Raw genomic sequence first — 25,945 nt, 5'->3', positions numbered from 1 at the left:
GCGGCGGCGGTCGGGCGGACACCACGGCGCCACGAGGACGGGGAAGGGAAAGCGGAATGACCGGGGTGGAGCGGCTGTCCGGTGCGGGAAGCCAGGTGCAGGCGCTGCGCAGGGAGCTCGGCGCGTTCCTTCGCTCGCGCCGGGAACGCCTCACCCCCGCCGAACTGGACCTGCCGGTGGCGCCGCGACGGCGCACCCCGGGGCTGCGCCGCGGCGAGGTGGCCGAACTGGCCGGAATCAGCGCCTCCTGGTACGCCTGGCTGGAACAGGGGCGGGTGCGCACCTCCGCGCAGGTGCTGCGGTCGGTGGCGCGGGCCCTGCGGCTCGACGAGGCCGACACCGCGCACGTCCTGTCGTTCGTCGACGATCCGGCACCGGGCGGGGGGTCGCCGGGGTGGGTCTCGCGCAACCTGTTGTCGCTGGTCGAGTCGGTCTCGCCGAACCCGGCCACGGTCATCGACCCGCACTGGGACCTGCTCGCCTGGAACGCCGGTTACGCGGCGCTGCTGACCGACCCCGCGCGGCTGCCTCCCAAACAGCGCAACCTTCCGTGGCTGGTGTTCCGTTGGGCGCCCGCCCGTGCCCTGATCGCCAACTGGGAGTCCGAGGCGCGCTCCCTGCTGGGACAGTTCCACGCGCACGCGGCCCACCACCCCGAGGACCGGCGGTACGCCGAGATCGTCGCCGAGGTCACCAAGGACCCGGACGCGGCCAACTGGTACGGCCGGCGGGAGACGGCGGCCTACCAGCCCGCGGTGCGCCACTTCAGGCACCCCGAGGTGGGGGAACTGCGGTTGCGGTACGTGAAGTTGGCCGCCGTCGACGAGCCCGGTCATCACTTCCTGTGCTATCTGCCCGATGACCGGGACGCCGAGGCGGCCGTGCGCAGGCTCACCGAGGGCGTGGACTCCCCACGCCCGCCGGCTCCCTGACCATGTGCGGCCCGCGCGCCGCGGGGTTTCCGACGCCAGGAGACGGACCGGCCGGGCTCCGTCCGCTCAGTCGGGCCAGGCCACGTAGCGGCGTCTGCCGTACAGCAGCGGCCCCGGGCCGGTCTCCTCGGAGGCGTCGGTCCACACCACCTCGCCGATGACGATGGTGTGGTCCCCGGCCGGGTGCAACCTGTCCACGCGACAGCGGGCCAGTGTGTGGGCGTCCTCCCGCAGCAGGGGCAGCCCGCTGTCGGGGGCCGCCTCCCAGGGCACCGAAGAGAAGCGTTCCGCCGTGCGGCCGGCGAACGCCTCGGCGGCCCGGCGGCCCTGGCCGTGCAGGAGGTTGACCACGAACTCGCCGCGCTCGACCAGCACCGGCAGCGTGCGGCCCGTGTTCGAGACGCAGACCAGCAGCAGTGGCGGGTCCAGGGAGAGCGAGCACAGCGCGGTGCAGGTGAAGCCGTAGGGGCTCCCCCGTTCGTCGGCAGTGGTGATCACGGCCACGGCACCGGCGTGCGATCCCATCAGCGCGCGGAACGCCTCGGGGCCGATCCCCTCTTCCTCGCGCGCGGGCGACGGGGCCGGTGGCATCGTGGACGGGGTCGAGGTCACCGGCGTCACCATGAGAAGGTCCGCGCGTCGCGCAGGTTGACCCCGACCGCGGCCTTGCCGAGGTACTCCAGACAGTCGTGCGGCTTGGCGGGCATCACCGACGAGAACGACGCCTCACGGATCAGCCGCTCCAGCGGGGCCCTGCCGCTGACCGCCGCCGAGCCGCACACCCGCACCGCGTCCCGTCCCAGCTCGGGTCCCACCTCGCTGACGACGTACTTCGCGGCGTGCACCATGGCGTTGGCCTCCACGCTGCCGCGCTCGCTGTCGATGAGGTCACCGGCCTCGTGCACCAGCGCGCGGGCCGCCCGCAGCCGGGCCGACATCCGCCCCAGGTCGTGCTGGATGACGGGGTCCTCGGCGCGCCGCGGCGAGGAGGTGACGTGGTCCACGGTGAAGCGGTAGATGGCCTCGGCGATGCCCAGGTAGGCGCCCGTGTACCCGGCGGTCATCCAGTGTGGTTCGCGGACGAGCTTGAACAGCGACATGCCCTCGACGCTGAGGTAGAGGCGGGAGCGGGGGACGGTCACCGCGTCCAGCGTCATCCCCGCGGTGCTGGTGCCGTTCATCGCGGCCATGCGGTGGACCTGGCCGAAGCGGACGCCCGGGTCGTCGGCGGCGACGACGAAGTGCGAGACCTCGCTGCTCTCGCCGCCCTCGGCGCGGGCCGCCACGACATAGTAGTCGGCGGCCCCGGCGAGCGAGACGAAGGACTTCTCGCCGTTCAGGACGTAGTGCTCGCGGTCCAAGCTGAGCCGGTAGGTGGTGCTCATGCCGCGCAGCTTGGCGCCGTTGCCGGCCTCCGAGACGGCGGAGGCGAACATCCTGCGGTGGCTGACGACCTCGTCGAAGACCCAGGAGCGGAAGGCCTCCGCGGCCGGGGGCAGCGGTGTCCCCGCGGTGTCGGCGAGGGCGCCGATGACCACGTTGTGCATGTTGAAGCCCAGGGCCGCGGCGCCGTTGCGGATGCCCAGCTGCTCCAGGACGCGTGTGTAGGTGCCGAAGCTGAGGCCGGCGCCGCCGGCCTCGCGGGGGATGAGCAGGCCGAGCAGGCCGGCCTCGCGCACGATGCGGTACGCCTCGTGGCCGTTCGAGCGGCCGGCGTCCACCTCGGCGGCCAGCGGCGCGAGGGTCTCGCCGGTCTCCACGGCGAGCTTGAGGAGATCGTCCACGTGTGTTGGCAGCGTCATCGGTGTCCTTCGGGGTCAGTTCTCGACCGGGAGGCCGAACTGGCGGGCCACGCCCACGCGCAGCAGGTCGTTGGTGCCCGCGTAGGTCAGCGCGGCCATCGGGCTGTGCAGGTCGGCCGGGAGGTCGGAGTCGGTGATGAAGGCCCTCACGCCGGAGAGCGCGGTGGCGTGCTCGGTGAACCGGACGTAGTCCTCGGATACCGAGATCTTGGTGAGGGCCGCCTCGGCCGCCAGCTGCCGGGCGGGTGTGCCGGTGTCCAGGCGGGCGGCCAGCGCGTACACCTGCACCCGGGAGCGGTGCAGCGCGAGCGCCATCTCGCTGACGCGGGAGGCGACCTGGTGACTGGCTCCCATACGGCGGCCGAAGTGCTCGCGCTCGCCGGCCCACGCCACGATGCGGCGCAGAGTGCGGCGCATCGGGCCGAGGGCGTAACCGAGCAGCACGGCGCGCTCCCAGGCGGTGGTGGAGGCCATCAGGGCCAGCCCCGAGCCCTCCTCACCGATCAGCGAGCCGGCCGGCAGCCGTACGGCCTTGAAGGCCAGCTCCCCCATGGGAACTTGGGGCAGGGCGGTCTTGGCGAACGGCTCACTGCGGGTGACTCCCGGCAGGTCGAGCGGGAACAGGAAGGCGGAGAGGGCGAAGGGGTGGCGGCCCTCGGCGGTGCGGGCGAAGACGATCGCGTGGTCGGCGACCGGCGCGGCGGTGATGAACGTCTTGGCGCCGTCCAGCACATGGCCGTCGCCCTCCCGCCGGGCTCGGGTCTCCATCGACAGTGGGTCGCTTCCGCCGCCGCGCTCGGTCAGCGCGTGGCACAGCGGCGCCCGCCCGTCCTGGATGTGCGCGATCGCCTCCCAGGCGGGCCCGGGCAGTGCGGCACGGAGCGGGAACTCCATGCCGAACACCTGGGATGCCAGGGCGTAGCACACGCCCGGGTCGATGCCGGCCAGCCCGATGCCCTCGATCATGGCCAGGGAGCGGGTCACCGGTCCGGGACGCGCACCGCCGTCCTCGGCCAGCCGCAGCACGCCGAGCTCGGCCATCGCCTCCCACTGCGTGCGGAAGTCCTTCTCCCGTAGCTGTTCGGCGAGCGGCTCGGCCTGCTCCCGACAGGCGTCGACGAGCGCCTCGGTCTCCTGGTCGCCGCTGCGCAGCAGGCGGTCGACGGGTGAGGTCACTTCGCGGCTCCGGTGGGGAGTTTCCCGATGAGCGTCCACAGTGCCTTGGGGGTGCGGAAGTTGGCGGCCACGACCTCGCCGTCGGGCAGGGCGAGGCCGTGTTCCTTGTCCAGCGCGCTGACGATCTCCATGATCGCCAGCGAGTCGAGCAGGCCCATCTCCAGCAGCGGGGTGTCGGCGGTCAGCTGCTGCGGGTCCTCGCCGCGCCCCCAGGTGATCTTGCTGCTGATCAGGGTGCAGAGGTCTTCGACGCTGTTCACGCGGATATCTCCTCGGTGTCAGTGGTCCGGTCGGTGTTCCGATCGGTGGTCCGATCGGTGTTCCGGTCGGTGGTCCGACCGGCGCGCTGGTCGATGGTCTGGTCGGTGTGCGGCAGGTCCGGCGCCTGGGTGCTCAGCGCGAGACGGTCGACCTTGCCGCGGGCGGTGAGCGGCAGCGTGGCCACGGGGATCACCCGGTCCGGGAGCATCCGCTGGGGCAGCGCCGCGCGCAGCTCGGTCAGCAGTGTCCTGGCCGTGAGGGCCGCTCCTCTGCTCTGGACGTACGCCCAGATCTCGCCGCGGTGGGCGCCCTCCTTGGCAACGACCGCGGCGGTCGCGACCTGGGGCAGGTCCAGGAGGGCGCTTTCCACGTCGAGCAGGTCGATGCGGTGACCGCGCCGCTTGACCTGGGAGTCGCGCCGACCCCGCAGCAGCACGCGGCCCTGGTCGTCGATGCGGCCCAGATCCCCGGTCGCGTAGGCACGGCGCACCGTGCCGTCGCGGAAGGGAACGGTGCGGGTGGGGTCACGCAGTTCGCCCTGCTGCAGATAGCCCTGGAAGACGGTGGGTCCGGCGACGTGGATCTCGCCCTCGCCGTCGGTCGGCCGGCCGTCCTCGTCCAGCACCTCGACCACGTCGCCGGCGATGGCGCGGCCGACGCTCAGCTCCTGGCCGGCCCGCCAGTCGGGGGGCACCCGCAGATACGTGCACACGTTGGTCTCAGTGGGCCCGTAGAGGTTGTAGAAGGGTATCCGCTCCCCCATCAAACCCAGGTACTTCTCCAGGAGTTGGGGGACGAACGGCTCGCCGGCGAAGGCGGCCACGCGCAGGGAGGGCGGCAGGCCCTCCTCGGCAATTCCGCCCCGCTGGAGCATCCCGTGGTAGAGGGAGGGCACGGCGTAGAAGACAGTGATCCGGTGCTCCCGCAGCCAGTCGGCCACATCGCGCGGGAAGGCGCGCAGCAGGTCCGGCATCAGGACCGCACAGGCACCGGCCGAGGCGGTGCTGAACAGGTCGAAGGTGGTGAGGTCGAAGGTGAGGGATGCCTGCGAGCCCACCCGGTCGGTCTCACGGAGCCCCAGCTCCGCCGCGGCCCACAACGCGAAGTGGGCGACGTTGGCGTGCGAGAGCAGGACTCCCTTGGGCCAGCCGGTGCTGCCGGAGGTGAACAGGATGTAGCCGCCCCGGTCCGTGGGCGCGGGCAGCGGAGCCGGGCGGTCCGCCCCGGCCCTCAGGCGGAGCCAGTTGAGCCCGTGGTCGAGGGTGCCCTCCGTGGTCTCGGCCCCTTCGGCGGCCTCGGCGGCGGCGCTTCGGCCGGCGGACAGGCTGCGGTCCGGGGTCAGCAGCACCGAGAGCCCGGCGGCGCGGGCCATCCGTGCCGTGCGGGCCGGGGGGTCCGCGGGATCGAGGGGGGCCACCACCGCCCCGGCCCGCAGCGCGGCGTAGACGGCCAGTACGGCAGCGGCTGACTTGGGGGCGTACACGCCGACCCGGTCGCCCGGGACCACCCCCGCCGCGGTGAGCTGCCCGGCCAGCGTCTCGACGCCGCGCTCCACTTCGGCGTAGGTCCAGCTCTCGCCCGCGGCGGCCAGGGCCGGCCGTTCGGGGTGCAGCGCGGCGGCCCGGGCCAGGAGGCCGTCCAGTCTGACGTCGTCCGCGGAGCCCGGGAACCGTCCGCCGTCCGGGGCGGTGAGGGGGCCTGCGGGGTGCGGGCGCAGGGGTTCCGCCGGGCTCATACGTGTGCCTCCGGGGCGCGGTGGCCGGGCACGAACTCGGTGAGGAAGGAACCGATGGCCGCCACGAGGCGCTCCGGGGCGTCAGCCATGTGCTGGTAGTGGCCGCCGCCTTCGATCACCTCGCGCCGGACCGGTCCGGACAGCGCCCGCTCGGCGGCATCGAGCTGCCCGAGCGTGCCGTACTCGTCCTGGTCGCCTTGGATCAGCAGAACGGGCGCGGTGACGTCGAGGTCGCCCTCGATACTCCAGGTGCGGAACGCGGGTGACAGCCAGACATCGCTCCACCCGTCCACGACCGTCTTCGGGTCGGCGTGCATCATCGCCACCCGCTTGGCGAACGCCCCGCCGGAGTCGAAGGATTCACGGGCTGCCCGGACGCCCCGCAGGGTGGACTCCTCGCAGTACAGGTGCGGGCCGAGCGCGACCACCGCCTCGACCGGCCGGACGGAGGCGTACAGCAGGGACATCGAGCCGCCGTCGCTGTGCCCGACGAGCACGGGCCGTTCCACTCCGAGCAGGTCCAGCAGCTCGGGCAGCTTCTCCTGCCCCTCCTCGTGCATGTAGCGGGGGGTGCGTGGCAGCTTCGCCGGCCCGGAGAAGCCGTTGCCATGGCGGGAGAAGAGCAGCGCGCGACGCCCGGTCCGCGCGGCGAGGAGCCGGGGAAACCGGTTCCAGGTGGCGATGGCACCGGTGCCGCCGTGCACAAAGACCAGCGGAGCCGCCTCCGGATCACCGTCGAGGAAGGTGTACTCGATGGGGCCGTTCCGTGTCTCGACTTCGGGCACGCCAATACCTCTCTTAAACTCAACGACCAGTAAAAAATTTGCATTTCACGCCAGGCCGGAATTCCGGCGGCGGATGCGGTGAGAACGAAGCCCGGCTCCTGCCGATCAGTCCCGGGCGGGCATACGAGCCGCCCCGTGCGGAATCAGCCCGTCAAGAACACGTGAAGCGAGCATGGCGAGCTCGGCACTTTCAACCCCCGTTACACGCAAGCGAATTACGACGGCCTCCCGCCGGCGCTGCGAGCCGCGGGCACACCCGGCGGGCGGCACTCCTCGAGCCTATGCAGGGTGATCTGGATCAGGGAAATAGCTTTCCCGTCTCGCCTATGCTCTGACCGTATGAATGTCGATCTTCGTCATCTCCGCAACTTCCTTGCCGTGGCGGAGGCACGCAGTTTCACCGCCGCCAGCAAACGGCTTCACCTCGCTCAGCCGACACTCACCCGCAGCATCCGCGCCTTGGAGGAGTCCCTCGGCGTGCGCCTCTTCGACCGCACCACGCGCCGTATCGCACTCACCCCCAAGGGCAGCCGCCTGCGCGAGTCGCTCATGCCGATCATTCGGCAACTCGACTCGACCCTCGCCGACATCCGCGGGGGCCAGGCCCTGCGCATCGGATTCGCCTGGGGGCTGCCCGAACTCCTCTCGACGCTCGCCGTCCGCTTCGGCAAGGAGAACGCCTCGGAGGTGGAGCTGGTGCGCCGGGACACCGCGATGGCCGGGCTGGACACCGGAGACGTCGATGTCGCGCTTCTGCGCGGCGAGATACAGGCCAGGGGCGTGCGCTGCGTACAGCTGTACGAGGAGGAACGCATCGCCGCGGTGCCCACGGCCTCGCCGCTGGCCCGGCGACCGGAGGTGCGGTGGGCGGAGTTAGCGCGGTGGCCGCTGGTGGTGAACGTCGTGAGCGGCACGACCTTCCCCTGGATGTGGCCCGACGGCACCCGTCCGGAAGTCGGCGCCGAGTGCCGGAACTTCGACGAGTGGCTGGAGAAGGTCGCGGCCGGGACCGGGTTCGGAACCGCCCCCGCCTCGGCCGCGCGTCGCTACACCCACCCGGGTGTCCGCCTCGTCCCGCTGCGGGATGCCCCACTGGTCCGCACCCACCTGGCCTTCCCCGTGCACGGCACCCACCCACTGGCCTCCCACCTCGCGGACGCGGCCTGGCACGCCTTCCGCGAGGTGAACACCCCGGCGGACAAGCCCGGGTGACCAGGGGGTGACCGGCTCCCTGACGCGGTCCTGGCGCCCGGGCCAGGAGGCGACGGGCACGGATCAGCCATTCCTGCCAACGGCCGAGCACCTGCGCCTTGGTACACCTGCCGAGAATCGGACTGAGTGGCCGGCCCACCGGAAGGCCTCAGGAAGCCCGCCGGCCGACCCCAAGGCCCTGCCGGACGGTCGCGCGCCATCTGGAGCCGCGGTCCGCGCCGGCCGGGAACGCGGGGAAGATGAACCCGAAGTCGTCGCGCGCATCAGGGCAGCTATCGCGGCGGGTAGGCCGCTGAGCCTGTGGTGACCTCCGCCCCCGCCGCTGCGGCGCACGGGGGCGATGTCACCCCTGTCCGTTACGGTCGAGGCATCGCGCCGCAGGTCGCGGATGCCGCACGCACGGACCTCTCCGTCCTGGCGTACGGCATCACCCCTGAGTGGGACCGGCAGGCCGAAGCGCCGCGCTTACGCGCCCGCTTCCCGGTGCGGGGTGTCGCCTTCAAGGCGCTGATGCCTCACCGTTGCACGACGAGGATCGCGGCGCGTGATCACCTGTGCACGAAGCACGGCCGCCGCAGATGGCCCTGCGGTTGGGCCGCTCCACGTCGATGACGGTGGTCTGATTGGTGCGTAGGGAGCGGACGAGTTCGAAGCCGTCGGCACCGGCTTTCAAGGGTTCTCGGTTGCCTCCCGCGTCTCAGCCTTGCGCACGTCTGCTAGAGAACGGCCGCCGTCGTCCTTCCATCTGTCCACCCCGTTGATGCTGTACCCAGCCATCACGCTGGCAGCCGGGGACGGATGAGTGAAGGTGTACGCCTGTGTCAGCCGCAGGCGCTCGTCGTCCTCGATGGCCAGGACCTTCTCCTCCAAGAGCTGCTCGCGCAGCCTGCGAGAAGCCTTGGGCATGGAGTCGGCGACCTCTCTGCGTGCGAAGGAGCCCTCCAGGACGGTGAAGCCGTGCGGGCTCTCGTAGCCTCTCGCGGAGGTCAACTTCGCCTTCGACTTCAGGTGGTACACGTGCCGCGGAGAGACCGTGCCGGGCGGGTCAACAGGCGTAGGGTGCGCACGCAGTTGCTCATCGAAGTAAGTCGCTCCCTGCAGCAGCATGATCGCAAGAGCGTGCTTGCGATACTCCTCCAGGAAATGGGCGTCCTGCGCGTCTAGTGCGAGCGGATGCGGCTGGTTGGTGTTGATGACGGCCCGCCCAATACTGCGGATCAGCGCGATCAGTTCTCCCTCGAGAAAGGCAGTGATCGCAGTGCTGAGAAGGTGGTCGCCCATGCTTGTCAGGACGAAAGTGTGGCTCCAGAAATCCTTTTCCTTGGCAGTCTGGTAGGTGTCCATACGGGCCTGCAAGGCATCACTTCGACCAATGTACAAGCGGTGCGGCATGGAGAGGCTGCCACCGTTGGGGCCGACCAGGACATAGACGCCAGGGCGCGCCAACTCGCCACGCTTGCGCACATCCCGGTAGGCCAGCCGCGGAAAGGCCAGGACCTGTCCGGTCCAGCCCTTGCGAGTGACCCGGCGCAACCCGTCAGCAATACCGTCGACCAGCTCAATGGTGTAGAACTCGCTAGCGCGATCCATCCTCGACATATCGACAAGGTTCACACATCGTTTCGAACCTCTGCGCGCACCCCCCGCTCTGCGCGTGACCGGACCACCGAGAACATCCCCGTGTCCATGCCCGCCGACCTGGTCAGTGAGCTCCGCTCTCGAACCGGTCGTCGTGGACTGTCCAGCTACATCACCGAGGCTGTCAGGCGCCAGCTCGCCGAGATCGTGGCGTTCCACGAGGAGGAACACGGCGCGCTCACGGAGCGGGAGGTCGAAGCCGCGTGTCGTGAGCTGTTCGGAGAAGCGGGTAAGAAGGGGGCCATCACGGCCGCAGGATCTTGGCGACCACCGCTGCGGCGACAATCATCGCCATCGCCAGGATGGCCAGCCGCAAGCGCTCCTTTCGCCACGCCAGGATCGACAAGGCCGCAGAAAGAGTAAAGGTGAGGGTGAGCGCGAAGAGTCCTTGATTTCGCCAGCCTTCTTCCCGCACGAACGCAACGATGAAAAATACCGCCATCGCGGAAAGGGCGACAGCTAGGCGACTGAGTTTCGACCGCTTTCCCACGTTTAACCGCTCAACGCTCACCTACGCGCAACCTTTCCGGATCACACCACAGCATTTTCATGGCCCTTCCCAGGGGCGGGAAATTTTTCGAGACTTCCCCATCACTCCCCGCTAACGCCTCTATTCATCGCCCGAACACGGATTCCGATTGAGCGAAATTCCCCGCATTTTACCGTATATCACCGCCCGCACCCCGTCCCGTCGCATACTCAAGGGGAACAATCGCGCCAAATTTTGACCGGCGCCGACACCTCAGCCATATTTCTGGAATCGATAATGGCGGCGATATCGTGATAGAGACGATTTGGCGTCATCCGGGCCAGGCCACGCAGGAACTCGGCATCAGCCGTCCTGGCGTGGGAGCCCCTCAGCCCTGCACCTGGTGGCCACTGCAGCATCCGCCGCACCTCGCCCCGGAATCGCGTGATGCGGGCTGTACAGCCGTTCCGCGTCGTACGGGAGGCAAGTGAGGCATTCCCGGGCCTCGCCGCGTTTGCCCTGGGCGAGCATGAGTTGGCCTATGGAGAGGCGGATTTCCCGGGAGTGGGAAGGGTCTTCGGAGTGGCGCTCGAAGTAGAGGAGGCGGGTGCGGAATTCCTTGAGGGCCTGGGTGGCCTCGCCGAGTTGTTCCAGGCACCGGGCGGCCTCGCAGTGGAACCGGAGGGCCTGGTGGGTGGCTGACGGGTCGGCTTCCTTGGTGAATTTCTCCGCGAAATCCTCGGTCGGCAGGTGGAGTTCGGGGAGGGCGCGGTGGTACTTGCGGTCGTCCATGAGGGTGGCGGCGTGCTGCTTGCGGAGAGTGCGGACCGCCGGGGAGTTCTGGCCAGGCCTGAGTTCCCTGGTTTGTTTCAGCTACTGCCCCCAGTGGCACGAGCTGTAGCCGACGCTGAACAGCACAGGCACCCCGCGCCGCCGGGCCTCCTCGAATGTGGTGGTGGACCAGGGTCACCGGTCGACGGGGTTGTCGGCGTGCTGGAGCGGATACGGGGAAGTCTCATGAGCCAGGCGGTTCGGTGTGGGGCCGTCCTCTCCCAAGGGGGGCCGGTGAGCCGGGAGCGGAGGGAGTTGTCCACAGCCCTGCCGGAATCCGTGCGGACGCGGAACACTGTGCGTGCGGGGACGATCACCGCTGGAGACTGCTGGAACTGCTGGAGGGGGATGGCATGCCGGGCTCACTGGCTGTGCTGCGCGAAGGCCACCGGGCGGAAGCGGAAGCGCTGTTGACCAGGACGGTCGAGGAGGAGGTCCGGCGCTCGGGCGGGCGGCTCGACGGGGAGACGCTGCTCGGCAGGGCCCGCTCGGCGCTGGAGGAGCTGGCGGGCAGCGCCGCCGAGGAGTACACGGCGTATGTGCGGGCGCTGGACGAGGCGGATGCCGGCCGGCCCTCGCTGGGCCGGCGGCTGTCCCGCAAGGAGCTGGGGACGCCCGCGGTGGCGACGGCCGCGGCGGCGGTGGCGGCCTTCGGCACGGACCTCGTGTACGGCACGGGCGCGGGCGCGGCGCTGGGGGTCGGGGCCGTCGTGGTGGTGGCGGGCGCGGCGGCCACGGTCCTGAAGCTGACCGCGGGCCACTGGCCGGCGGCGCATCAGGCGGCGGGGCGGAGCGCCCAGCCGGGTGGCGCCCAGCAGCTGCGGCTGGAGTGGCTGACGGCGCTGGAGGTGCGGGGTATCCGGCCGTTCCTGGATCAGCAGCGGATGCTGACGGCGGCGGCCCGCGGTGGCGGCACGGCATCAAAGCCGGCCGCCTCGACGACCGCCCGCGGGCCGCAGTTGCGCGGCGCGGACCGCAGCGCGGCGGCCCGCCAGCGGTCCGTACTGGAGCAGTCGTTCGCCCAACTCCCGCAGCCGGACGGCCCGTTCGCCGGGCGCCGGGCCGAGCTGACGCAGATCGCGCAGTGGGTGCACGCGGCCCGTGCGAGCACGGAGACCAAGCCGACCGTGGTGGTGCTGCACGGTGAGCCGGGGTCGGGCCGGACGGCGCTGGCGGTGCGGGCCGCCCATCAGCTGCGCGATCAGTTCCGTGGCGCGTGCGTGGTGGATCTGCGCAGTGACACCCCCGGTGAGGTGCCGCTGCCGACCCGGGACGCGCTGCTGCATCTGCTCAACCGTCTGGGCGCGCCGCGCGAGCAGCTGCTGTTCCGTGAGCGGCCGTCCCAGGAGCAGCACGTCAAGCGGCTCACCGAGCTGTATCACCACCATCTGACGGGTCTGCCGGTGACGGTGCTGCTGGATGACGCCGCGGACGCGGAACAGGTGCGCACGCTGGTTCCGGAGCGCTCCGACAGCCTGGTGCTGGTCACCTCCCGTACGCCGCTGGAGCTGCCCGGGGACCTCCAGGCATGGGTGCTCCAACTGCCGGTGGGAGCGCTGGACGCCGCAGGCACCGAAGAGCTCCTGCGGGCCGCCGCCGAGAGCGGCAAGGAGGCCCCGGACGCCACGGGCCCGTACGACGCCCAGGCGGTCGACACGATCAACGGGCTGTGCGCGGGGCTGCCGCTGGCGCTGCGGGTGGCGGGCTCCTCGCTCGGTACCCGCACCGCCGCGCAGCTGGCCACGGACCTGGCGGCCCACGAGCGACAGACGCCGGTGGAGCGTGCGCTGTGGCTGCGCTACTCGGATCAGCCGGAGGCGGCCCGGCAGTTGCTGCGCCGGCTGGCGCTGGTGGGCCGGGCCAGTCTGGGGGCGGCGGCCTCGGCGGCCCTGCTGGGCGTGGACCAGGCCGAGGCGGAGCGGCAGCTGAGGACGCTGGCCCGCGCCGGGCTGATCGAACATGTCCGCGGCGAGCGCTACCGCCTGCACGCCCTGGTGCACAGCTTCGCGCATGCCCGGCTGGTGGACGAGGAGGAGCCGGCTGAGCGCGGCGCGGCCCAGGAACGGCTGATCCGCGGCTATGCGGAGCTGGCCGACTCGGTCATCAGGCTGGTCGACGGCCGGACGTCCACCCGCGCCGACCGCTTCGGCTCGCACGGCTTCACCTCCCTGGACGCGGCCCTCCAGTGGCTGGACGACGAGACCAGCTTCATCACGTCCGCGCTGCGCCATGCCGATCACGGCGTGGACCAGGCGGCGGTCTCGCATCTGCTGGGCGCGCTGGCCGACTACTGCCTGCTGCGCGGCGATCTCTACCGGCTGGGCGAGCTGAGCGAGCTGACCCGGGCGGCCGGGCAGGGGCTGCTGGTGCGCTCGGTGCAGTGGCGCACGGGTGTGGCGGCCCGCCAGCTCGGTGAGCTGGACCAGGCACGGACGACCCTGTCGTCGGTGGTCGACCTGTATTTCGAGGCGCAGCATCCGGCGGGCGCGGCACGGGCGTTGCGCGATCTGGGCATCACCCTCCAGCAGCAGGGCAACCTCACCGAGGCCTCGGCCAAGCTCCGGGAGGCGCTGGAGCTGCAGTCCGGCGCGGACATGCACGGCGACCGGGCCTGGACGCTGCACGCCCTGGCGGCGGTGGAGCGGGACCGTGCGCAGATCGCCGAGGCCGTCGCCCTGCTGCACGAGGCGCTGGAGCTCCATGAGGAGAGCGAGAGCGTGCACGGCCAGGCCTGGGCGCACTTCCAGCTCGGCCAGGTGCATCTGCGCAGGGGCGATGTGCCGGCCGCGGAGAGCTCCCTGCAGGCGGCGCTGGAGCTCTACGGCCGTACGCACGACGAGCGCGGTGAGGCCTGGGCGATGACGCAGCTGGCGCGCGCCCGGCTGGTGGACGGCGATCCGGGTCCCGCGGTGGACCAGCTGCGCCAGGCGCTGCCGCTGCACCACCAGCACGAGGACGCCCGCGGTGAGGCCTGGACGATGTACTACCTGGGCCAGGCGCTGGAGGAGCGCGGCGAACGCGATGCGGCGCTTCGGCAGCTGGAGCGGTCACGGACGATGTTCAGCCGGATGCAGGACGGCTACGGCCTCGCCTGCGCCCGGCACCATTCGGGCCGGGTCACCCGCGATCTGCGGGCCGAGCAGACCGGCTCGCTGCGCAACAGCGGCTTCGCCCGGCAGCTGCTGCAGGACGCCCGTAAGGACTTCCAGCGGATCGGGGTGCCGCACGGCGAGGCGTGGTCCTGCCTGGAGTTGCTGATCATCGACGCCGGGAACGGCCGGTCGGCGCAGGCGCTGGAGCTGGCCGACGAGGCGGCGCGGCTCTTCGCCGGCTACGGCGACCGGCGCGGTGAGGACTGGGCGCGGTTCCTGCGCTGCACGCTGCTGCCGCTCGCCTCACCGGGCGGCTCCGTGGTGGGCACGGCCGTCGCCCAGGAGGAGCTGGCGCAGCTGATCCGGGAGAAGCACGCCACCCGTGACTCCAAGCTGGAGGACTGCACGGAGGCGTTCGCGCTGCTGCTGGACCGCGGGGTGGAGCCCGAGTCGGGGTGGCAGGCCTGGCGGTTGGGCACGGTGCCCAACCGCCATGCGCGCGAGGTCATGGGAGTGCCGATCGCCCCGGCCGGCGCGGAATGACGGCGGGGCGTGGCAAGCCGGGGGACGGCCCGCTGGTGCGCCGGGGCGTCACCGCCCGGGCACACGGCATCACCGCGCACGCGCCACCGCCGGGGCCGCACGTCACCTCCGGGCCACGCGCCACCGCCGGGGCCACACGCCACCGCCGAGCCGCGCACCGCGTACCACCGATGCCGCCCCGACGGCACTCAGGCCCGCCCCGACGGCGCCCGGGTCCGCCCCAACAACGCTCAGGCCCCCCGACAGCCCTCAGCCCCGGCTCGCCGGCCGCTCGGACCGGCGAGCCGCCGGGCCGGTCGGCCGGCCGTGTCCATCGGCCGGCCGTCGACCGCCACCCGGTCTCTGTGCAACCACCCGGTCCTCACGGGGCCGCCCGGTCCGCACGGAGCGGCCGGCCCCTGGGCCGAGTGGTCGCGGCGGGCGGGCGGACCCGCCCTCAGCTGGTCTTCGGTTCGGCCGCAGGCGCGGCGGAGGCGGTGGTGCCTGCCTCACCGCCCTCCGGCTGCTCTTCGAAGTCCACCTTCTTCATGTGCTTGTTCATGGACTTCATCAGCAGCCACACGGCGCCGCCGATGACCGCGAAGACGATGAAGCCGAGGACGCCGGGGGTCACCTTGTCCTTGTCGAAGCTGTCGGCAAGGGTGACGAAGTGCGTCAGGGCGAGGGTGCTGGTCGCGCTCATCATGGGGTCAATTGTTGCGGATGCCCGCGAAGAGGTCGTCCTCGGGGAGGGAAGTGTCCACGAGCGACTTCGCCAGCTCGTACTCCTCCGTCGGCCAGACCTCCCGCTGGAGGTCCATCGGCACCCGGAACCACCCGCCGTCGGGGTCGATCTGGGTGGCGTGGGCGATCAGCGCCTTGTCGCGGATCTCGAAGAAGTCGGCGCACGGGACATAGGTGGTCAGCGTGCGCTCACGCTGCTCGAACTGCTTCCAGCGCTCCAGCCACTCGCCGTAGGGCGAGTCCATCCCGCGCTCCAGCAGCGCCTCGTGCAGCGCGACCGTGCGGGGGCGGTTGAAGCCCTGGTTGTAGTAGAGCTTCTGGGGCTGCCAGGGCTCACCGGCCTCCGGGTACTTCTCCGGGTCGCCGGCCGCCTCGAAGGCCACCATCGTGATCTTGTGGGTCATGATGTGGTCCGGGTGCGGATAGCCGCCGTTCTCGTCGTAGGTCGTGATGACCTGCGGCTTGAACGTCCGGATCAGCCGGACGAGCGGCTCGGCCGCCGCCTCGACGTCCTGGAGCGCGAAGCAGCCCTCGGGCAGCGGCGGCAGCGGGTCGCCCTCGGGCAGCCCGGAGTCGACGAAGCCCAGCCACTCCTGCTTGACGCCCAGGATCTCCCGGGCCTCGTCCATTTCCTTCTTCCGCACCTCGTGGATGTTCTCCTCGATGTACGGGTCACCCTGGAGCTTGGGGTTGAGGATGGACCCTCGCTCACCGCCTGTGCAGGTGGCGACCAGCACGTCCACCCCCTCGGACACGTACTTGGCCATGGTGGCCGCACCCTTGCTCGACTCGTCGTCGGGGTGGGCGTGAACCGCCATCAAACGCAGCTGCTCAGTCAAGACTCGATCCTCAGTGAAGGGCCGGAGAAGATGCCTCCTATAGTGACCGAAGCGAGGGGGCGCTGTATTCCCAGGGGCGGGGCCCCCTTGGGGGTTCATGGCTGAAGACCCCCGTAATCCAGGAGGATTGATCATGACCGCGGTGCGCGACGGGCTCCCCGACGGACGCTACGGCCGCTCCGCGGATGAGCGCGCGGACCGCAAGCTCAAGATCATCGGCGCGGTGCTCGGCGTCGCGCTGCTGGGCGTGGTCGGCTGGTCCGGCATCTCGTACATCGCGGGGCAGGACCTCAGCGGCCGGGTGATCGCCTGGGACGCGGTCTCCGACCACGCCGTCAAGGTCCATCTCGAGGTCGTCAAGGACGCCGGCGCCAAGGGCGTGTGCACGCTCCGCTCCCAGGCCGAGGACGGCTCCGAGGTCGGCCGCAAGGACATCACCGTCGACCAGCGCTCCGGCCAGGTGGACACGGAGGTCACGGTACGGACGACGAAGCGGGCGACCAACGCCGTGCTGGTCGGCTGTACGGCGTCCGGCTGACCCTGCCGGCTGCCGCCCGCCCCGCCCCACGGGCCACCGCACGCCCCCGCACCCCCGCCGGCCGACCGGCCCGCCAGGCCGCCTCAGCCACACCGCCCGCCCCGCCCGTCACGCTCTGGCCCCAACCGGCACGGGGCGTGTCGGGACCGCGTCTGATCAGGGATGATGTCCTGCTGTGCGGTCGCTGTGAATTTCCTCTTCCCCGTTTTGTGCCGGAATTGTTAGGCTCGTGGTTTCGCCCACCTGTGAAGGCGCAAACCTTCCTGGTAGGGCGTTTGATTTATCCCCAGTACCGACGAGGAGCACCTGTGACCCAGACCAGCGAGAACGTCACCTGGCTGACCCAGGAGGCGTATGACCAGCTCAAGGCCGAGCTGGAGCACCTGTCTGGTCCCGCACGCGCCGAGATCACGCAGAAGATCGCGGCGGCTCGCGAGGAAGGTGACCTGAAGGAGAACGCCGGTTACCACGCGGCCAAGGAAGAGCAGGGCAAGCAGGAGGCCCGCGTCCGCCAGCTGACCCAGCTGCTGCAGAGCGCGAAGGTCGGCGAGGCCCCGGCCGCCAACGGCGTGGTCGCTCCCGGCATGGTCGTCACCATCGCGTTCGACGGGGACCCGGACGACACGCTTGAGTTCCTGCTGGCCTCGCGGGAGTACGCGAGCTCGGACATCGAGACCTACTCCCCGCAGTCGCCGCTGGGCACCGGCGTGAACGGCAAGAAGATCGGCGCCGACGCGGAGTACGAGCTCCCCAACGGCAAGAAGGCGACCGTCCGGATTCTGGACGCCAAGCCGTACAGCGGCTGAGCGCGGGACACCCGAGACGAGGCAGCGGCCCGGAGCGTGACGCTCCGGGCCGCTTCTTCGTGCCGCGGGCGACGGGCCGTCCGGGACCGCCGGACCCCCGGCAGCCCCGAGTCCCCTCAGGCCGTGGCCGACCGGTACTTGCGGACGGCCAGCGTCCGGAAGACCAGGATGATGATCACGGACCAGATCACCGAGGCGATCACCGGATGCTCCATCGGCCAGGCCCCGGTCACCGACTTCGGCACCTTGTCGATGGTGTTGCCGAACAGCTCCCGGGCGGCGGCCACCGTCGCGCTGAACGGGTTCCACTCCGCCACGTGCTGCAGAAACGCGGGCATGCCGTTGACCGGGACGAACGCGTTCGAGATGAAGGTCAGCGGGAAGAGCCAGATCAGCCCGCCCGAGGTGGCCGCCTCGGGAGTCCGCACCGACAGGCCGATGAGCGCGCCGATCCAGGAGAAGGCGTAGCCGAGCAGGAGCAGCAGCGCGAAGCCGGCCAGCACCTCGATGAGGCTCTCGTGGGTGCGCCAGCCGATCAGCAGCGCGACCACCGCCAGCACCACCAGCGTCAGCGCGGTCTGTACGAGGTCGGCGAGGGTCCGGCCGGTCAGCACCGCGCCACGGGACATCGGCAGCGACCGGAACCGGTCGATGAGGCCCTTGTGCATGTCGTCGGCGATGCCCGCGCCGGCCCCCGCCGTGGCGAAGGTGACCGTCTGCGCGAAGATCCCGGCCATCAGGAACTCGCGATAGGCCTGGGCGTCGCCCACCGGGGCGCCGGGGATGTTGATGGAGCCGCCGAAGACGTAGGTGAACAGCACCACGAACATGATCGGCTGGATCAGCCCGAAGATCACCACTTCGGGGATGCGCAGCATCCGGATCAGGTTGCGCTTGGCGACCACCAGGGAGTCGCGGACGGACCGGCTGAGGGCGCCGCGCGTCTGCGGGGTCCGGACGGGGGTGCCGCCGGCCGTTTCGGTCGCCGTGGTCACTTCACGCCCTCCTTGTCGGCCGTCGCGTCCGGGTCCGCGGCATCGGCCGCCGTGCCGTCCTTCCGGCGCTTCTTCTGCTTCCCGACGGTGCCGCCGCCCTTCCCGGCTTCCGCCGCGTCACCGTCCGCGCCGTTACCGTCCGCGGTCTCGGCGGCGTGGCCGGTCAGCGAGATGAACACGTCGTCGAGGGTCGGGCGGCGCAGCCCGATGTCGTCGATCTCCACCCCGCGCAGGTCGAGTTCGCGGATGACCTCGGCAAGCAGCTTGGCGCCGCCGGTCACCGGGACCGTGAGCTTGCGGGTGTGCGGTTCGACGGTGCTCTCGCCCTTGCCGAAGCCGCGCAGGACCTCGTCGGCGACGGTGAGGTGCTCGGCGGCGTGCACGACGACCTCGACGCGTTCGCCGCCGGTGCGCGCCTTGAGCTGGTCGGAGGTGCCGCGGGCGATGACCTTGCCGTGGTCGACGACGCAGATGTCGTGGGCGAGGCGGTCGGCCTCCTCCAGGTACTGCGTGGTGAGCAGCAGGGTGGTGCCGCCGGCGACCAGCTCCTGGATGACGTCCCACAGTCCCTGGCGGTTACGGGGGTCCAGTCCGGTGGTCGGCTCGTCCATGAACATCACGGGCGGGCTGACGACCAGCGCGGCCGCGAGGTCGAGCCTGCGGCGCATACCGCCGGAGTAGGTCTTGGCGGTGCGGTCGGCGGCGTCGCCGAGGTGGAAGCGCTCCAGCAGTTCCTCGGCTCGCCGCTTCGCGTCGCGTCCGCTCATCTGGTAGAGCTGCCCGACCATCATCAGGTTCTCGCGGCCGGTCAAGTACTCGTCTACGGCGGCGAACTGGCCGGACAGACCTATGGAGCGCCGTACTTCGTCGGGGTGTGCGAGGACGTCGATCCCGGCGACCACCGCCTTGCCCCGGTCGGGCTGGAGCAGGGTCGTCAGGACCCGTACGGCGGTGGTCTTGCCTGCACCGTTGGGGCCGAGCATGCCGAGGACGGTTCCTTCGGGGACGTCGAGGTCGACGCCGTCCAGTGCCCTCACGTCGCCGAAGGTCTTGACCAGGCCTTCGGCGTAAATGGCGCCTGGCATAGGGGTACTCCCATGGCTTGGGTCAGTTCCAGGTCGAATATACGGTTGGCGGCCTATGCCTGCTCTGTGGGCATTCGCCCGCAACTCTGTGGGCATTCGTCCGCAACGGAACGCCATGACGCACCGGCACCCCGCAGCCATGAGACTACGGCCACACGCGATACATCGCGATGCGTTTTTCTCGGATCAGTGCGCGCCGACGACGGGGAACAGACGTTCGCCGACGTGTGTGGGGCGCCACGGTATACCCGTGACGCCCCATGGCCCCATCCCCGTGCAGCAACTGCCGCGGCGGCTCACTCCGCGACGACGTACCCCGCCTCGCGCAGCGCCGCCCGCAGCTCGTCGCAGTGCGCCGGCCCCTTGGTCTCCAGCTGCAGCTCCACCTCGACCTCGGTCAGACCGAGCCGCGGGTCGGTGCGCACATGGCCCACGTCGAGGACGTTCGCGTCGGCCACCGACAGCACGCCCAGCAGCGTCGCCAGCGCCCCCGGCCGGTCCGTCAGCCGCAGCCGCAGCGAGAGATAGCGCCCGCCGGCGGCCATCCCGTGCCGCAGGATGCGCTGCAGAAGCAACGGGTCGACATTGCCGCCGGACAGCACCGCGACCACCGGCCCCTCGAAGGGCTCCGGGTCGGCGAGCAGCGCCGCCACCGGGCTCGCCCCGGCCGGCTCCACCACCAGCTTCGCCCGCTCCAGGCACAGCAGCAGCGCACTGGAGAGCTGGTCCTCGGTGACCGTACGGACCTCGTCCACCAGCTCCTCGACCATCCCGAAGGTCACCTCGCCGGGCCGCCCGACCTTGATGCCGTCCGCCATCGTCGACAGCCCCTCGACCGCCACCGGACGCCCGGCCGCCAGCGACGGCGGATAGCAGGCCGCGCCCGCCGCCTGCACCCCGACGACCCTCACGTCCGGCCGCAGCGCCTTCACCGCGAGCGCGATCCCGGCCACCAGCCCGCCGCCGCCGACCCCGACGACGACGGTCCGTACCTCCGGGCACTGTTCGAGGATCTCCAGCCCGACCGTGCCCTGCCCGGCGATGATGTCGTGGTGGTCGAAGGGGTGGATGAAGACCGCGCCGGTCTCGCGCGCGTGGTCCTGGGCAGCGGCCAGCGTCTCGTCCACGACGTGGCCCTGGAGCCGCACCTCCGCCCCGTATTCACGGGTCGCGGCGACCTTCGGCAACGGGGCGCCGACCGGCATGAACACCGTCGAGCGCACCCCCAGCAGGGACGCCGCCAGCGCCACCCCCTGTGCGTGGTTGCCCGCGCTCGCGGCCACCACACCGGCCGCCCGCTCCTGTGCCGAGAGCCCGGCGATCCGTACGTAGGCGCCGCGGATCTTGAAGGAGCCGGTGCGCTGGAGGTTCTCGCACTTGAGGTGCACGGGGGCGCCGACGAGCCCGGACAGATAGCGGCTGCCCTCCATCGCGGTGGCCCGCGAGACCCCGGAGAGCATCTTGTGCGCCGCCCGGATGTCCTCGACCGTGACCGCCGGCCCCTCGGCGGAGCGCGCGGACGCGGCGGTTCCGCGGGACGCGGGCGACATCTGGTCGGCCATGCCGCCAGTCTCGCAGTTCGTCCGTCGACGGGCCTTTTCTGCCCGCATGCTGATCACGCGGCGGTCCGGCCGCGCCCCGCGCACGGCCGGGGTTGCGGCCGTCATCGGAATGCACAGCACAGGTACGCTCCGCGCCGGGTCCGCGTACGCTGTCCTCCCATCCATACGCACATCCATCGAAGCGAGCTCCCGGCCATGCCCACCTCTTCGGACATGACGACCCACACCGACCCCGCTCTCCTCGACGCGCTGCAGCACCAAGTGGCCGTCTTCGCCCGCCGCGCAGAACAGAGTCGGCTCGGCGGCGTCGGGCAGGCGCGCAACTCCATGGACCGCGCCGCGTATCTGCTGCTCAACCGCCTGGACCAGGAAGGCCCGATGGGCGTCAAGGCCCTGGCCGCCGGTATGGGCATCGACTCCTCGACGGTCACCCGGCAGGTCGCCCCGCTGGTCGACTCCGGCCTGGTCAGCCGCGCCACCCACCCGGAGGACGGCCGCGCCGTGGTGCTCCAGCTGTCCGAGCGCGGGCGCGCCCGTCTGGACGAGGTGCGGACCTCGCGCCGTGCGCTGATGGCCCTGGTGACGGAGCAGTGGTCCGAGGAGGAGCGCGTCGCCTTCACCGGCCTCCTGACCCGCTTCAACGCCTCCCTCTGCGACATCACCGCGTCCTTGACGCCGCCGGCCCCCACGTCCTGACACCGGGTGAGGCGCCCGGCCAGCGGCGCGCGCAGCGTCCGCGCCGGCTCACCACCCCTCGGGTGGAGGGGTGGTGAGGCCGGCCGGCGACCGTCCCGTCAGCCCAGCGCCTGCGCGAGGTCGGCCAGCAGGTCGTCGACGGACTCGATGCCGACGGAGAGGCGCACGAGGTCGGCGGGGACCTCCAGCAGCGACCCGGCCGTCGAGGCGTGCGTCATCCGCCCCGGGTGCTCGATCAGCGACTCGACGCCGCCCAGCGACTCACCGAGGGTGAACAGCTTGGCCCGGTTGCAGACCTCCACCGCTTCCTGCTCGCCGCCGGCGACCCGGAACGACACCATGCCGCCGTAGGACCGCATCTGCTTGGTGGCCACGTCGTGGCCCGGGTGCTCGGCCAGCCCCGGGTAGTACACCTGGGTCACCTTGTGGTGGCTGCTCAGCAGCTCCGCGATCCGCTCCGCGTTGGCGCTGTGCCGGTCCATACGGACGGCGAGCGTCTTGATGCCGCGCATCACCAGCCAGGCGTCGAACGGCCCGGCGACCGCGCCCATCGCGTTCTGGTGGTAGGCGAGTTCCTCGCCGAGGGTGTCGTCGTTGACGACCAGGGCGCCGCCGACCACGTCCGAGTGCCCGCCCATGTACTTGGTCGTGGAGTAGACCACCACGTCGGCGCCGTGGGCCAGCGGCTGCTGGAGGTAGGGGCTGGCGAAGGTGTTGTCGACGACGAGCTTGACGCCGGCGTCCCGGGCGACCGCGGCGAGCGCCGAGATGTCGCTGATGCCGAGCAGCGGGTTGCTGGGCGTCTCCACCCAGATCGCCTTCGTACGGGGGCGCAGCGCGGCGCGTACGGCCTCCGGGTCGGAGGTGTCGGCCACCGACCACTCCACACCCCAGCGCTCGACCACCTTGGAGATGAGGCGGAAGGTGCCGCCGTAGGCGTCATTGGGGATGACGACATGGTCGCCGGGGGTCAGCAGGGTGCGCAGCAGGCAGTCCTCGGCGGCGAGGCCGGAGGCGAAGGCGAGGCCGCGGCGGCCGCCGTCCAGAGCTGCGAGGTTGTCTTCCAGGGCGGTACGGGTCGGGTTGGCGCTGCGGCTGTACTCGTAGCCGCCGCGCAGCCCGCCCACGCCGTCCTGCTTGTACGTGGATACCTGGTAGATGGGAGGTACCACCGCGCCGGTCGCCTCGTCCGGCTCCTGACCTGCGTGGATGGCAAGGGTTTCGAAATGCTGGTGGCGCTCTTCGCGCTGTTCGCTCATGCCTGCCGAGGGTAGTCGTCCGCGCAACCGAACTTTCCGGAACTTTCTGGTTGGCTGGATAGTGGATACATACGAGGACCCGCGCAGCGGTTCCCGCCGCACACCGCCCGCCGACCCCGCCGACCGCCTCTCCGCCCCGCTCCGCCCCCGGGCAGCCGTCACAAGAATTTCAGGTACAGGACACCTCGCATGGATGCTCTGCTGGTTCTCTTCGCCGCGCTCGCGCTCGGCGGCCTCGTCTTCCTGCCCTGGATGCGGCGCCGACGGGCCGTGCAGCACACCCGGCAGGGCCTGGTGGTGGCCGCCGACCCGATGGCCGGCTACGGCTTCGTCCCGCTGGAGGAGCTGGACGTCCGCCTGCCCGGCCCGGATCAGGAACTGGCCGACGCGCTCGCCGAGATGCGCCGGACGCACGACTGGCGCCCGGCCGCCGCGCTGCTGAAGTCCACCGGCGACGACTGGGAGCGCCGCTGGCAGCGGGTGCAGACGCTGGCCGGCGCCGCCGCCTTCGAGCTGGCCGCGGAGGAGGCGTCGGAGGAGCAGCGGCGCGGCGCGGGCCCCGGGTACGGCGACGGCGGGCGGACCGGCGGGATCTGGCTGCGCACCTGGCGCTCGGAGGCCCCCAAGGACCCCGGCGGCGCCCAGACGCACGCCCAGTTCCTCGTCGTCCAGGCCCTGCGCGACCCGGGCTCCCAGGACTTCCGGATGATCCTGGAGGAGGCCCGTACGGTCTGCCGGGAGGCGGCGCTGCTGGCCCCCGGCAGCCCGGTCCCGTACATCATCGAGCTGGCGGTCGCCCGCGGACTGCACGACCGCGCCGCCGACTACGAGGAGCTCTGGTCCAAGGTCGCCCAGCGCGCCCCGCAGCACATGGGCGCCCACCTCGCCGCGCTCCCCTACTGGTCGCAGAAGTGGCACGGCTCCCGCGAACAGGCCGAGGCCTTCGCCGAGCGCGCCGCGGCCGCCGCCCCCAAGGGGACCCTGCTCCCGGCCCTCCCGCTCTTCGCGGTCTACGAGCACCTCCCCGAGGCCAACATGGTCCGCAGCCTCTACCAGAGCGCGGTCGTCGAGCGCGCCATAGAGGGCGCCCACTTCGCGCTCCGCGAGGCGCCCGACGACCACCCCATGGCGCCGCACGTCCGCCATCTCCTGGTCTGGTTCCTGGTACGCGCCGAGCGCTACGCCGAGGCCATGGAACAGCTCCGCCTCGTCGACGGCCACGTGGGCGCCGTCCCCTGGTCCTACGGCCGCAGCCCCGCCGCCGAGTACGCCGCCTACCGCGCCCTGGCCGTCGCCGGCTGGGAACAGCTCGGCGGCACCTCCACAGGCTTTCCGCCACCCGGAAGCTGACCGCCTGGCCGGAATGCCTGCCCACTCCCCGGCGTTCCCGTCAGTGCACACATCGACGCACCCGCGTCCCTTGACGCCACACCCCCGGTCCGCTCGCCCTCCCAGGAGACTGATCCACATGCTGTTCTCCCGCTTCAAGAACCACCTCCCCACCCCGGAGGAGGCGCTCGAAGGCCGCCCCGAGCGGGCTTTCGCCGTCCCCGGCCGGCACACCGTCCTCGGCAACCCGCTGCTCGGCCCGTACCCGGACGGCCTGGAGACCGCCGACTTCGCGCTGGGCTGCTTCTGGGGCGCCGAGCGGAAGTTCTGGCAGACCGACGGCGTCTGGACCACCCTCGTCGGCTACCAGGGCGGCCACACCCCGAACCCCACCTACGAAGAGGTCTGCAGCGGCCACACCGGCCACACCGAGGCCGTCCGCGTCGTCTACGACCCGTCCGTCGTCCCGTACACGACGCTCCTGAAGCTCTTCTGGGAGTCCCACGACCCCACCCAGGGCTTCCGCCAGGGCAACGACGTCGGCACCCAGTACCGCTCGGCCATCTACACCCACTCCCCCGCCCAGCAACAGGCCGCCGAAGCCTCCCGCGACGCCTACCGCCCCGTCCTCCACAACGCCGGCCACAACGACATCACCACCGAAATCCTCCCCGCCACGGGCCGCCCCTTCTACCCGGCGGAGGCCTACCACCAGCAGTACCTTTCAAGCAGCAAAAACCCGAACGGGTACTGCGGGATCGGCGGGACGGGCGTGAGTTGCCCGGTGGGCGTGGCTCCGGCCGGGGAATGACTCGGGTCATCACCCCAGGTAGGGGCGCTCCCGATGCTCCAGGAAGTGCCGGATACGGAGCTGCTGCGTGTGGTGCATCGGGAGATCGCCGATCTCATCGGGGTGGATGAACCGCAGCTCCGTGGACTCGTCCGAGATGGCAAGCTGCCCTCCGACGAGGCGCGCGGTGAAGCACACGTTGAACTGCCGCCGTACCTCCCCGTCCGTGTAGACGATCACGTGACGGGGATCGGTGTACGTCCCTACCAGCCCTGTGATCTCCACATCCAGCCCGGTCTCCTCCTTGACCTCCCGGACCGCGGTGCCGGGAAGGGAGTCGGTCATCTCCATGCCGCCGCCGGGCAGGGCCCAGAGGTCGTTGTCCCGGCGGCGCTGGAGCAGGATGCGGCCCTCGTCGTCGGTCACCACTGCTGAAGCGGCAACGACGAGGCTGTTGGGCTCGGGGGCGTCGGGATCGTCGTAGTACTCGGTACGCGACAGGGTTCACTCCTCGGGTACGGGCTTCGCCGTCGTCCAGACCGCGTCGAAGCTCTGGGCATAGGTGTCGAAGATTCCACCATCCCCGTTCCGACGCAGGTGCCACACGGGTGCTCCGTAGGCGTTCACTCCCCAGACATGGGCATTGGCCAGGAGCTGATCGTCCGCCCGGTAGATGGAGTTGTACAGCGTGGTCTCGTGGGTCCGGATCTCGATTCCGGGTACCCCGAGCAGCGGCCGGTAGTGCATGAGGGCTAGGGGGTGTCTTCAAATGATCTCGGGTGGTAGATCATGGTCGGGTGATACGTCGTCATGAACTGTCCGATGCCGAGTGGGAGTTCGTCCGGCC

General features: G+C 71.2%; 24 protein-coding genes and 2 pseudogenes. 8 read left to right on the top strand and 18 right to left on the bottom strand.

Annotation, left to right across the window (positions count from 1 at the left end):
* Positions 1-56 precede the first annotated feature (56 nt).
* A complete protein-coding gene (locus tag ACWC9R_RS23620) occupies positions 57-932 on the top strand; it encodes a helix-turn-helix transcriptional regulator (protein ID WP_450734260.1) in 876 nt (291 codons plus the stop codon).
* Positions 933-998: 66 nt separating this feature from the next.
* Here the strand turns inward: ACWC9R_RS23620 and ACWC9R_RS23615 are convergent, their stop codons facing one another.
* Genes ACWC9R_RS23615 through ACWC9R_RS23590 form a run of 6 tightly spaced genes read right to left on the bottom strand, consistent with a single transcriptional unit; the run spans position 999 to position 6,691 of the window.
* Entirely contained in the window at positions 999-1,544 is a 546-nt protein-coding gene (locus ACWC9R_RS23615) for a flavin reductase family protein (RefSeq protein ID WP_450734258.1), read from the bottom strand.
* Between the two features lie 5 nt (positions 1,545-1,549).
* Complete coding sequence (locus ACWC9R_RS23610; RefSeq protein ID WP_450734256.1) at positions 1,550-2,734, bottom strand: acyl-CoA dehydrogenase family protein; 1,185 nt, start codon at positions 2,732-2,734, stop codon at positions 1,550-1,552.
* Positions 2,735-2,749: 15 nt separating this feature from the next.
* Positions 2,750-3,910: an acyl-CoA dehydrogenase family protein gene (locus ACWC9R_RS23605; RefSeq protein ID WP_450734254.1), complete on the bottom strand. Its 1,161-nt coding sequence runs from the start codon at positions 3,908-3,910 to the stop codon at positions 2,750-2,752.
* On the bottom strand, positions 3,907-4,170 hold the full coding sequence (locus ACWC9R_RS23600) for an acyl carrier protein (protein ID WP_450734252.1): 264 nt from the start codon (positions 4,168-4,170) through the stop codon (positions 3,907-3,909). Before ACWC9R_RS23600 ends, ACWC9R_RS23605 begins: the two co-directional genes overlap by 4 nt.
* Positions 4,167-5,906 carry an amino acid adenylation domain-containing protein gene (locus ACWC9R_RS23595; protein WP_450734250.1) on the bottom strand — a complete coding sequence of 580 codons (1,740 nt, stop codon included), beginning with the start codon at positions 5,904-5,906 and terminating at the stop codon, positions 4,167-4,169. Before ACWC9R_RS23595 ends, ACWC9R_RS23600 begins: the two co-directional genes overlap by 4 nt.
* Entirely contained in the window at positions 5,903-6,691 is a 789-nt protein-coding gene (locus ACWC9R_RS23590; RefSeq protein WP_450734248.1) for an alpha/beta fold hydrolase, read from the bottom strand. The genes ACWC9R_RS23595 and ACWC9R_RS23590 overlap by 4 nt, the downstream gene beginning before the upstream one ends.
* Positions 6,692-7,030: 339 nt before the next feature.
* On the opposite strand from ACWC9R_RS23590, the gene ACWC9R_RS23585 reads away from it, so the two are divergent.
* Positions 7,031-7,903, top strand: coding sequence for a LysR family transcriptional regulator (locus tag ACWC9R_RS23585; protein ID WP_450734247.1), 873 nt, complete (start codon positions 7,031-7,033; stop codon positions 7,901-7,903).
* A 669-nt stretch (positions 7,904-8,572) separates the two neighbouring features.
* On the opposite strand, the gene ACWC9R_RS23580 is transcribed toward ACWC9R_RS23585, so the two are convergent.
* The 4 genes and pseudogenes from ACWC9R_RS23580 to ACWC9R_RS23565 all read right to left on the bottom strand — a co-directional run.
* The gene (locus ACWC9R_RS23580) at positions 8,573-9,517 is read right to left on the bottom strand and encodes a DUF4357 domain-containing protein (RefSeq protein ID WP_450734245.1); all 945 of its coding nucleotides are present in this window, start codon (positions 9,515-9,517) and stop codon (positions 8,573-8,575) included.
* 268 nt (positions 9,518-9,785) lie between these two features.
* The gene (locus ACWC9R_RS23575) at positions 9,786-10,052 is read right to left on the bottom strand and encodes a hypothetical protein (protein ID WP_450734332.1); all 267 of its coding nucleotides are present in this window, start codon (positions 10,050-10,052) and stop codon (positions 9,786-9,788) included.
* 321 nt (positions 10,053-10,373) lie between these two features.
* On the bottom strand, positions 10,374-10,802 hold the full coding sequence (locus ACWC9R_RS23570; RefSeq protein ID WP_450734243.1) for a hypothetical protein: 429 nt from the start codon (positions 10,800-10,802) through the stop codon (positions 10,374-10,376).
* Between the two features lie 90 nt (positions 10,803-10,892).
* A pseudogene (locus ACWC9R_RS23565) lies at positions 10,893-11,066 on the bottom strand (DUF255 domain-containing protein); the annotation flags it as partial.
* 128 nt (positions 11,067-11,194) lie between these two features.
* Between ACWC9R_RS23565 and ACWC9R_RS23560 the strand changes: the two are divergent.
* Complete coding sequence (locus tag ACWC9R_RS23560; RefSeq protein WP_450734242.1) at positions 11,195-14,476, top strand: tetratricopeptide repeat protein; 3,282 nt, start codon at positions 11,195-11,197, stop codon at positions 14,474-14,476.
* A gap of 436 nt (positions 14,477-14,912) precedes the next feature.
* Here the strand turns inward: ACWC9R_RS23560 and ACWC9R_RS23555 are convergent, their stop codons facing one another.
* Both ACWC9R_RS23555 and mca read right to left on the bottom strand, forming a co-directional pair.
* Positions 14,913-15,161, bottom strand: a complete 249-nt coding sequence (locus ACWC9R_RS23555; protein WP_362609596.1) for an RAMP4 family protein — start codon at positions 15,159-15,161, stop codon at positions 14,913-14,915.
* A gap of 4 nt (positions 15,162-15,165) precedes the next feature.
* Complete coding sequence (gene mca, locus ACWC9R_RS23550; protein ID WP_450734240.1) at positions 15,166-16,038, bottom strand: mycothiol conjugate amidase Mca; 873 nt, start codon at positions 16,036-16,038, stop codon at positions 15,166-15,168.
* 133 nt (positions 16,039-16,171) lie between these two features.
* On the opposite strand from mca, the gene ACWC9R_RS23545 reads away from it, so the two are divergent.
* Positions 16,172-16,576, top strand: coding sequence for a DUF4307 domain-containing protein (locus ACWC9R_RS23545; RefSeq protein ID WP_450734238.1), 405 nt, complete (start codon positions 16,172-16,174; stop codon positions 16,574-16,576).
* A 308-nt stretch (positions 16,577-16,884) separates the two neighbouring features.
* Positions 16,885-17,382 (top strand): transcription elongation factor GreA, encoded by a 498-nt coding sequence (gene greA, locus ACWC9R_RS23540; protein ID WP_362609601.1) that lies wholly within the window; start codon positions 16,885-16,887, stop codon positions 17,380-17,382.
* A 116-nt stretch (positions 17,383-17,498) separates the two neighbouring features.
* Here the strand turns inward: greA and ACWC9R_RS23535 are convergent, their stop codons facing one another.
* The 3 genes from ACWC9R_RS23535 to ilvA form a co-directional block, all read right to left on the bottom strand.
* Positions 17,499-18,377 (bottom strand): ABC transporter permease, encoded by an 879-nt coding sequence (locus ACWC9R_RS23535; RefSeq protein ID WP_450734236.1) that lies wholly within the window; start codon positions 18,375-18,377, stop codon positions 17,499-17,501.
* Positions 18,374-19,462: an ATP-binding cassette domain-containing protein gene (locus ACWC9R_RS23530; protein WP_450734234.1), complete on the bottom strand. Its 1,089-nt coding sequence runs from the start codon at positions 19,460-19,462 to the stop codon at positions 18,374-18,376. The genes ACWC9R_RS23535 and ACWC9R_RS23530 overlap by 4 nt, the downstream gene beginning before the upstream one ends.
* A gap of 296 nt (positions 19,463-19,758) precedes the next feature.
* Entirely contained in the window at positions 19,759-21,024 is a 1,266-nt protein-coding gene (gene ilvA / locus ACWC9R_RS23525) for a threonine ammonia-lyase (RefSeq protein ID WP_450734233.1), read from the bottom strand.
* A gap of 195 nt (positions 21,025-21,219) precedes the next feature.
* Here ilvA and ACWC9R_RS23520 point away from each other — a divergent pair, with 195 nt between their 5' ends.
* Complete coding sequence (locus ACWC9R_RS23520) at positions 21,220-21,720, top strand: MarR family winged helix-turn-helix transcriptional regulator (protein WP_450734232.1); 501 nt, start codon at positions 21,220-21,222, stop codon at positions 21,718-21,720.
* A 98-nt stretch (positions 21,721-21,818) separates the two neighbouring features.
* Here the strand turns inward: ACWC9R_RS23520 and ACWC9R_RS23515 are convergent, their stop codons facing one another.
* Positions 21,819-22,979 (bottom strand): cystathionine gamma-synthase, encoded by a 1,161-nt coding sequence (locus ACWC9R_RS23515; RefSeq protein WP_450734230.1) that lies wholly within the window; start codon positions 22,977-22,979, stop codon positions 21,819-21,821.
* Positions 22,980-23,168: 189 nt separating this feature from the next.
* Between ACWC9R_RS23515 and ACWC9R_RS23510 the strand changes: the two genes are divergently transcribed.
* Both ACWC9R_RS23510 and msrA read left to right on the top strand, forming a co-directional pair.
* On the top strand, positions 23,169-24,329 hold the full coding sequence (locus tag ACWC9R_RS23510) for a hypothetical protein (protein WP_450734228.1): 1,161 nt from the start codon (positions 23,169-23,171) through the stop codon (positions 24,327-24,329).
* A 118-nt stretch (positions 24,330-24,447) separates the two neighbouring features.
* The gene (gene msrA, locus ACWC9R_RS23505) at positions 24,448-25,119 is read left to right on the top strand and encodes a peptide-methionine (S)-S-oxide reductase MsrA (RefSeq protein ID WP_450734226.1); all 672 of its coding nucleotides are present in this window, start codon (positions 24,448-24,450) and stop codon (positions 25,117-25,119) included.
* Between the two features lie 9 nt (positions 25,120-25,128).
* Here the strand turns inward: msrA and ACWC9R_RS23500 are convergent, their stop codons facing one another.
* Together ACWC9R_RS23500 and ACWC9R_RS23495 are read right to left on the bottom strand one after the other, a co-directional pair.
* Positions 25,129-25,599, bottom strand: a complete 471-nt coding sequence (locus ACWC9R_RS23500) for an NUDIX domain-containing protein (RefSeq protein ID WP_450734328.1) — start codon at positions 25,597-25,599, stop codon at positions 25,129-25,131.
* 3 nt (positions 25,600-25,602) lie between these two features.
* Positions 25,603-25,854, bottom strand: a pseudogene (locus ACWC9R_RS23495) (XRE family transcriptional regulator); the annotation flags it as partial.
* Positions 25,855-25,945: the final 91 nt, after the last annotated feature.

It is taken from the genome of Streptomyces sp. NPDC001219, from assembly GCF_053597915.1.
This window is presented reverse-complemented; position numbering and strand designations above follow the sequence as displayed.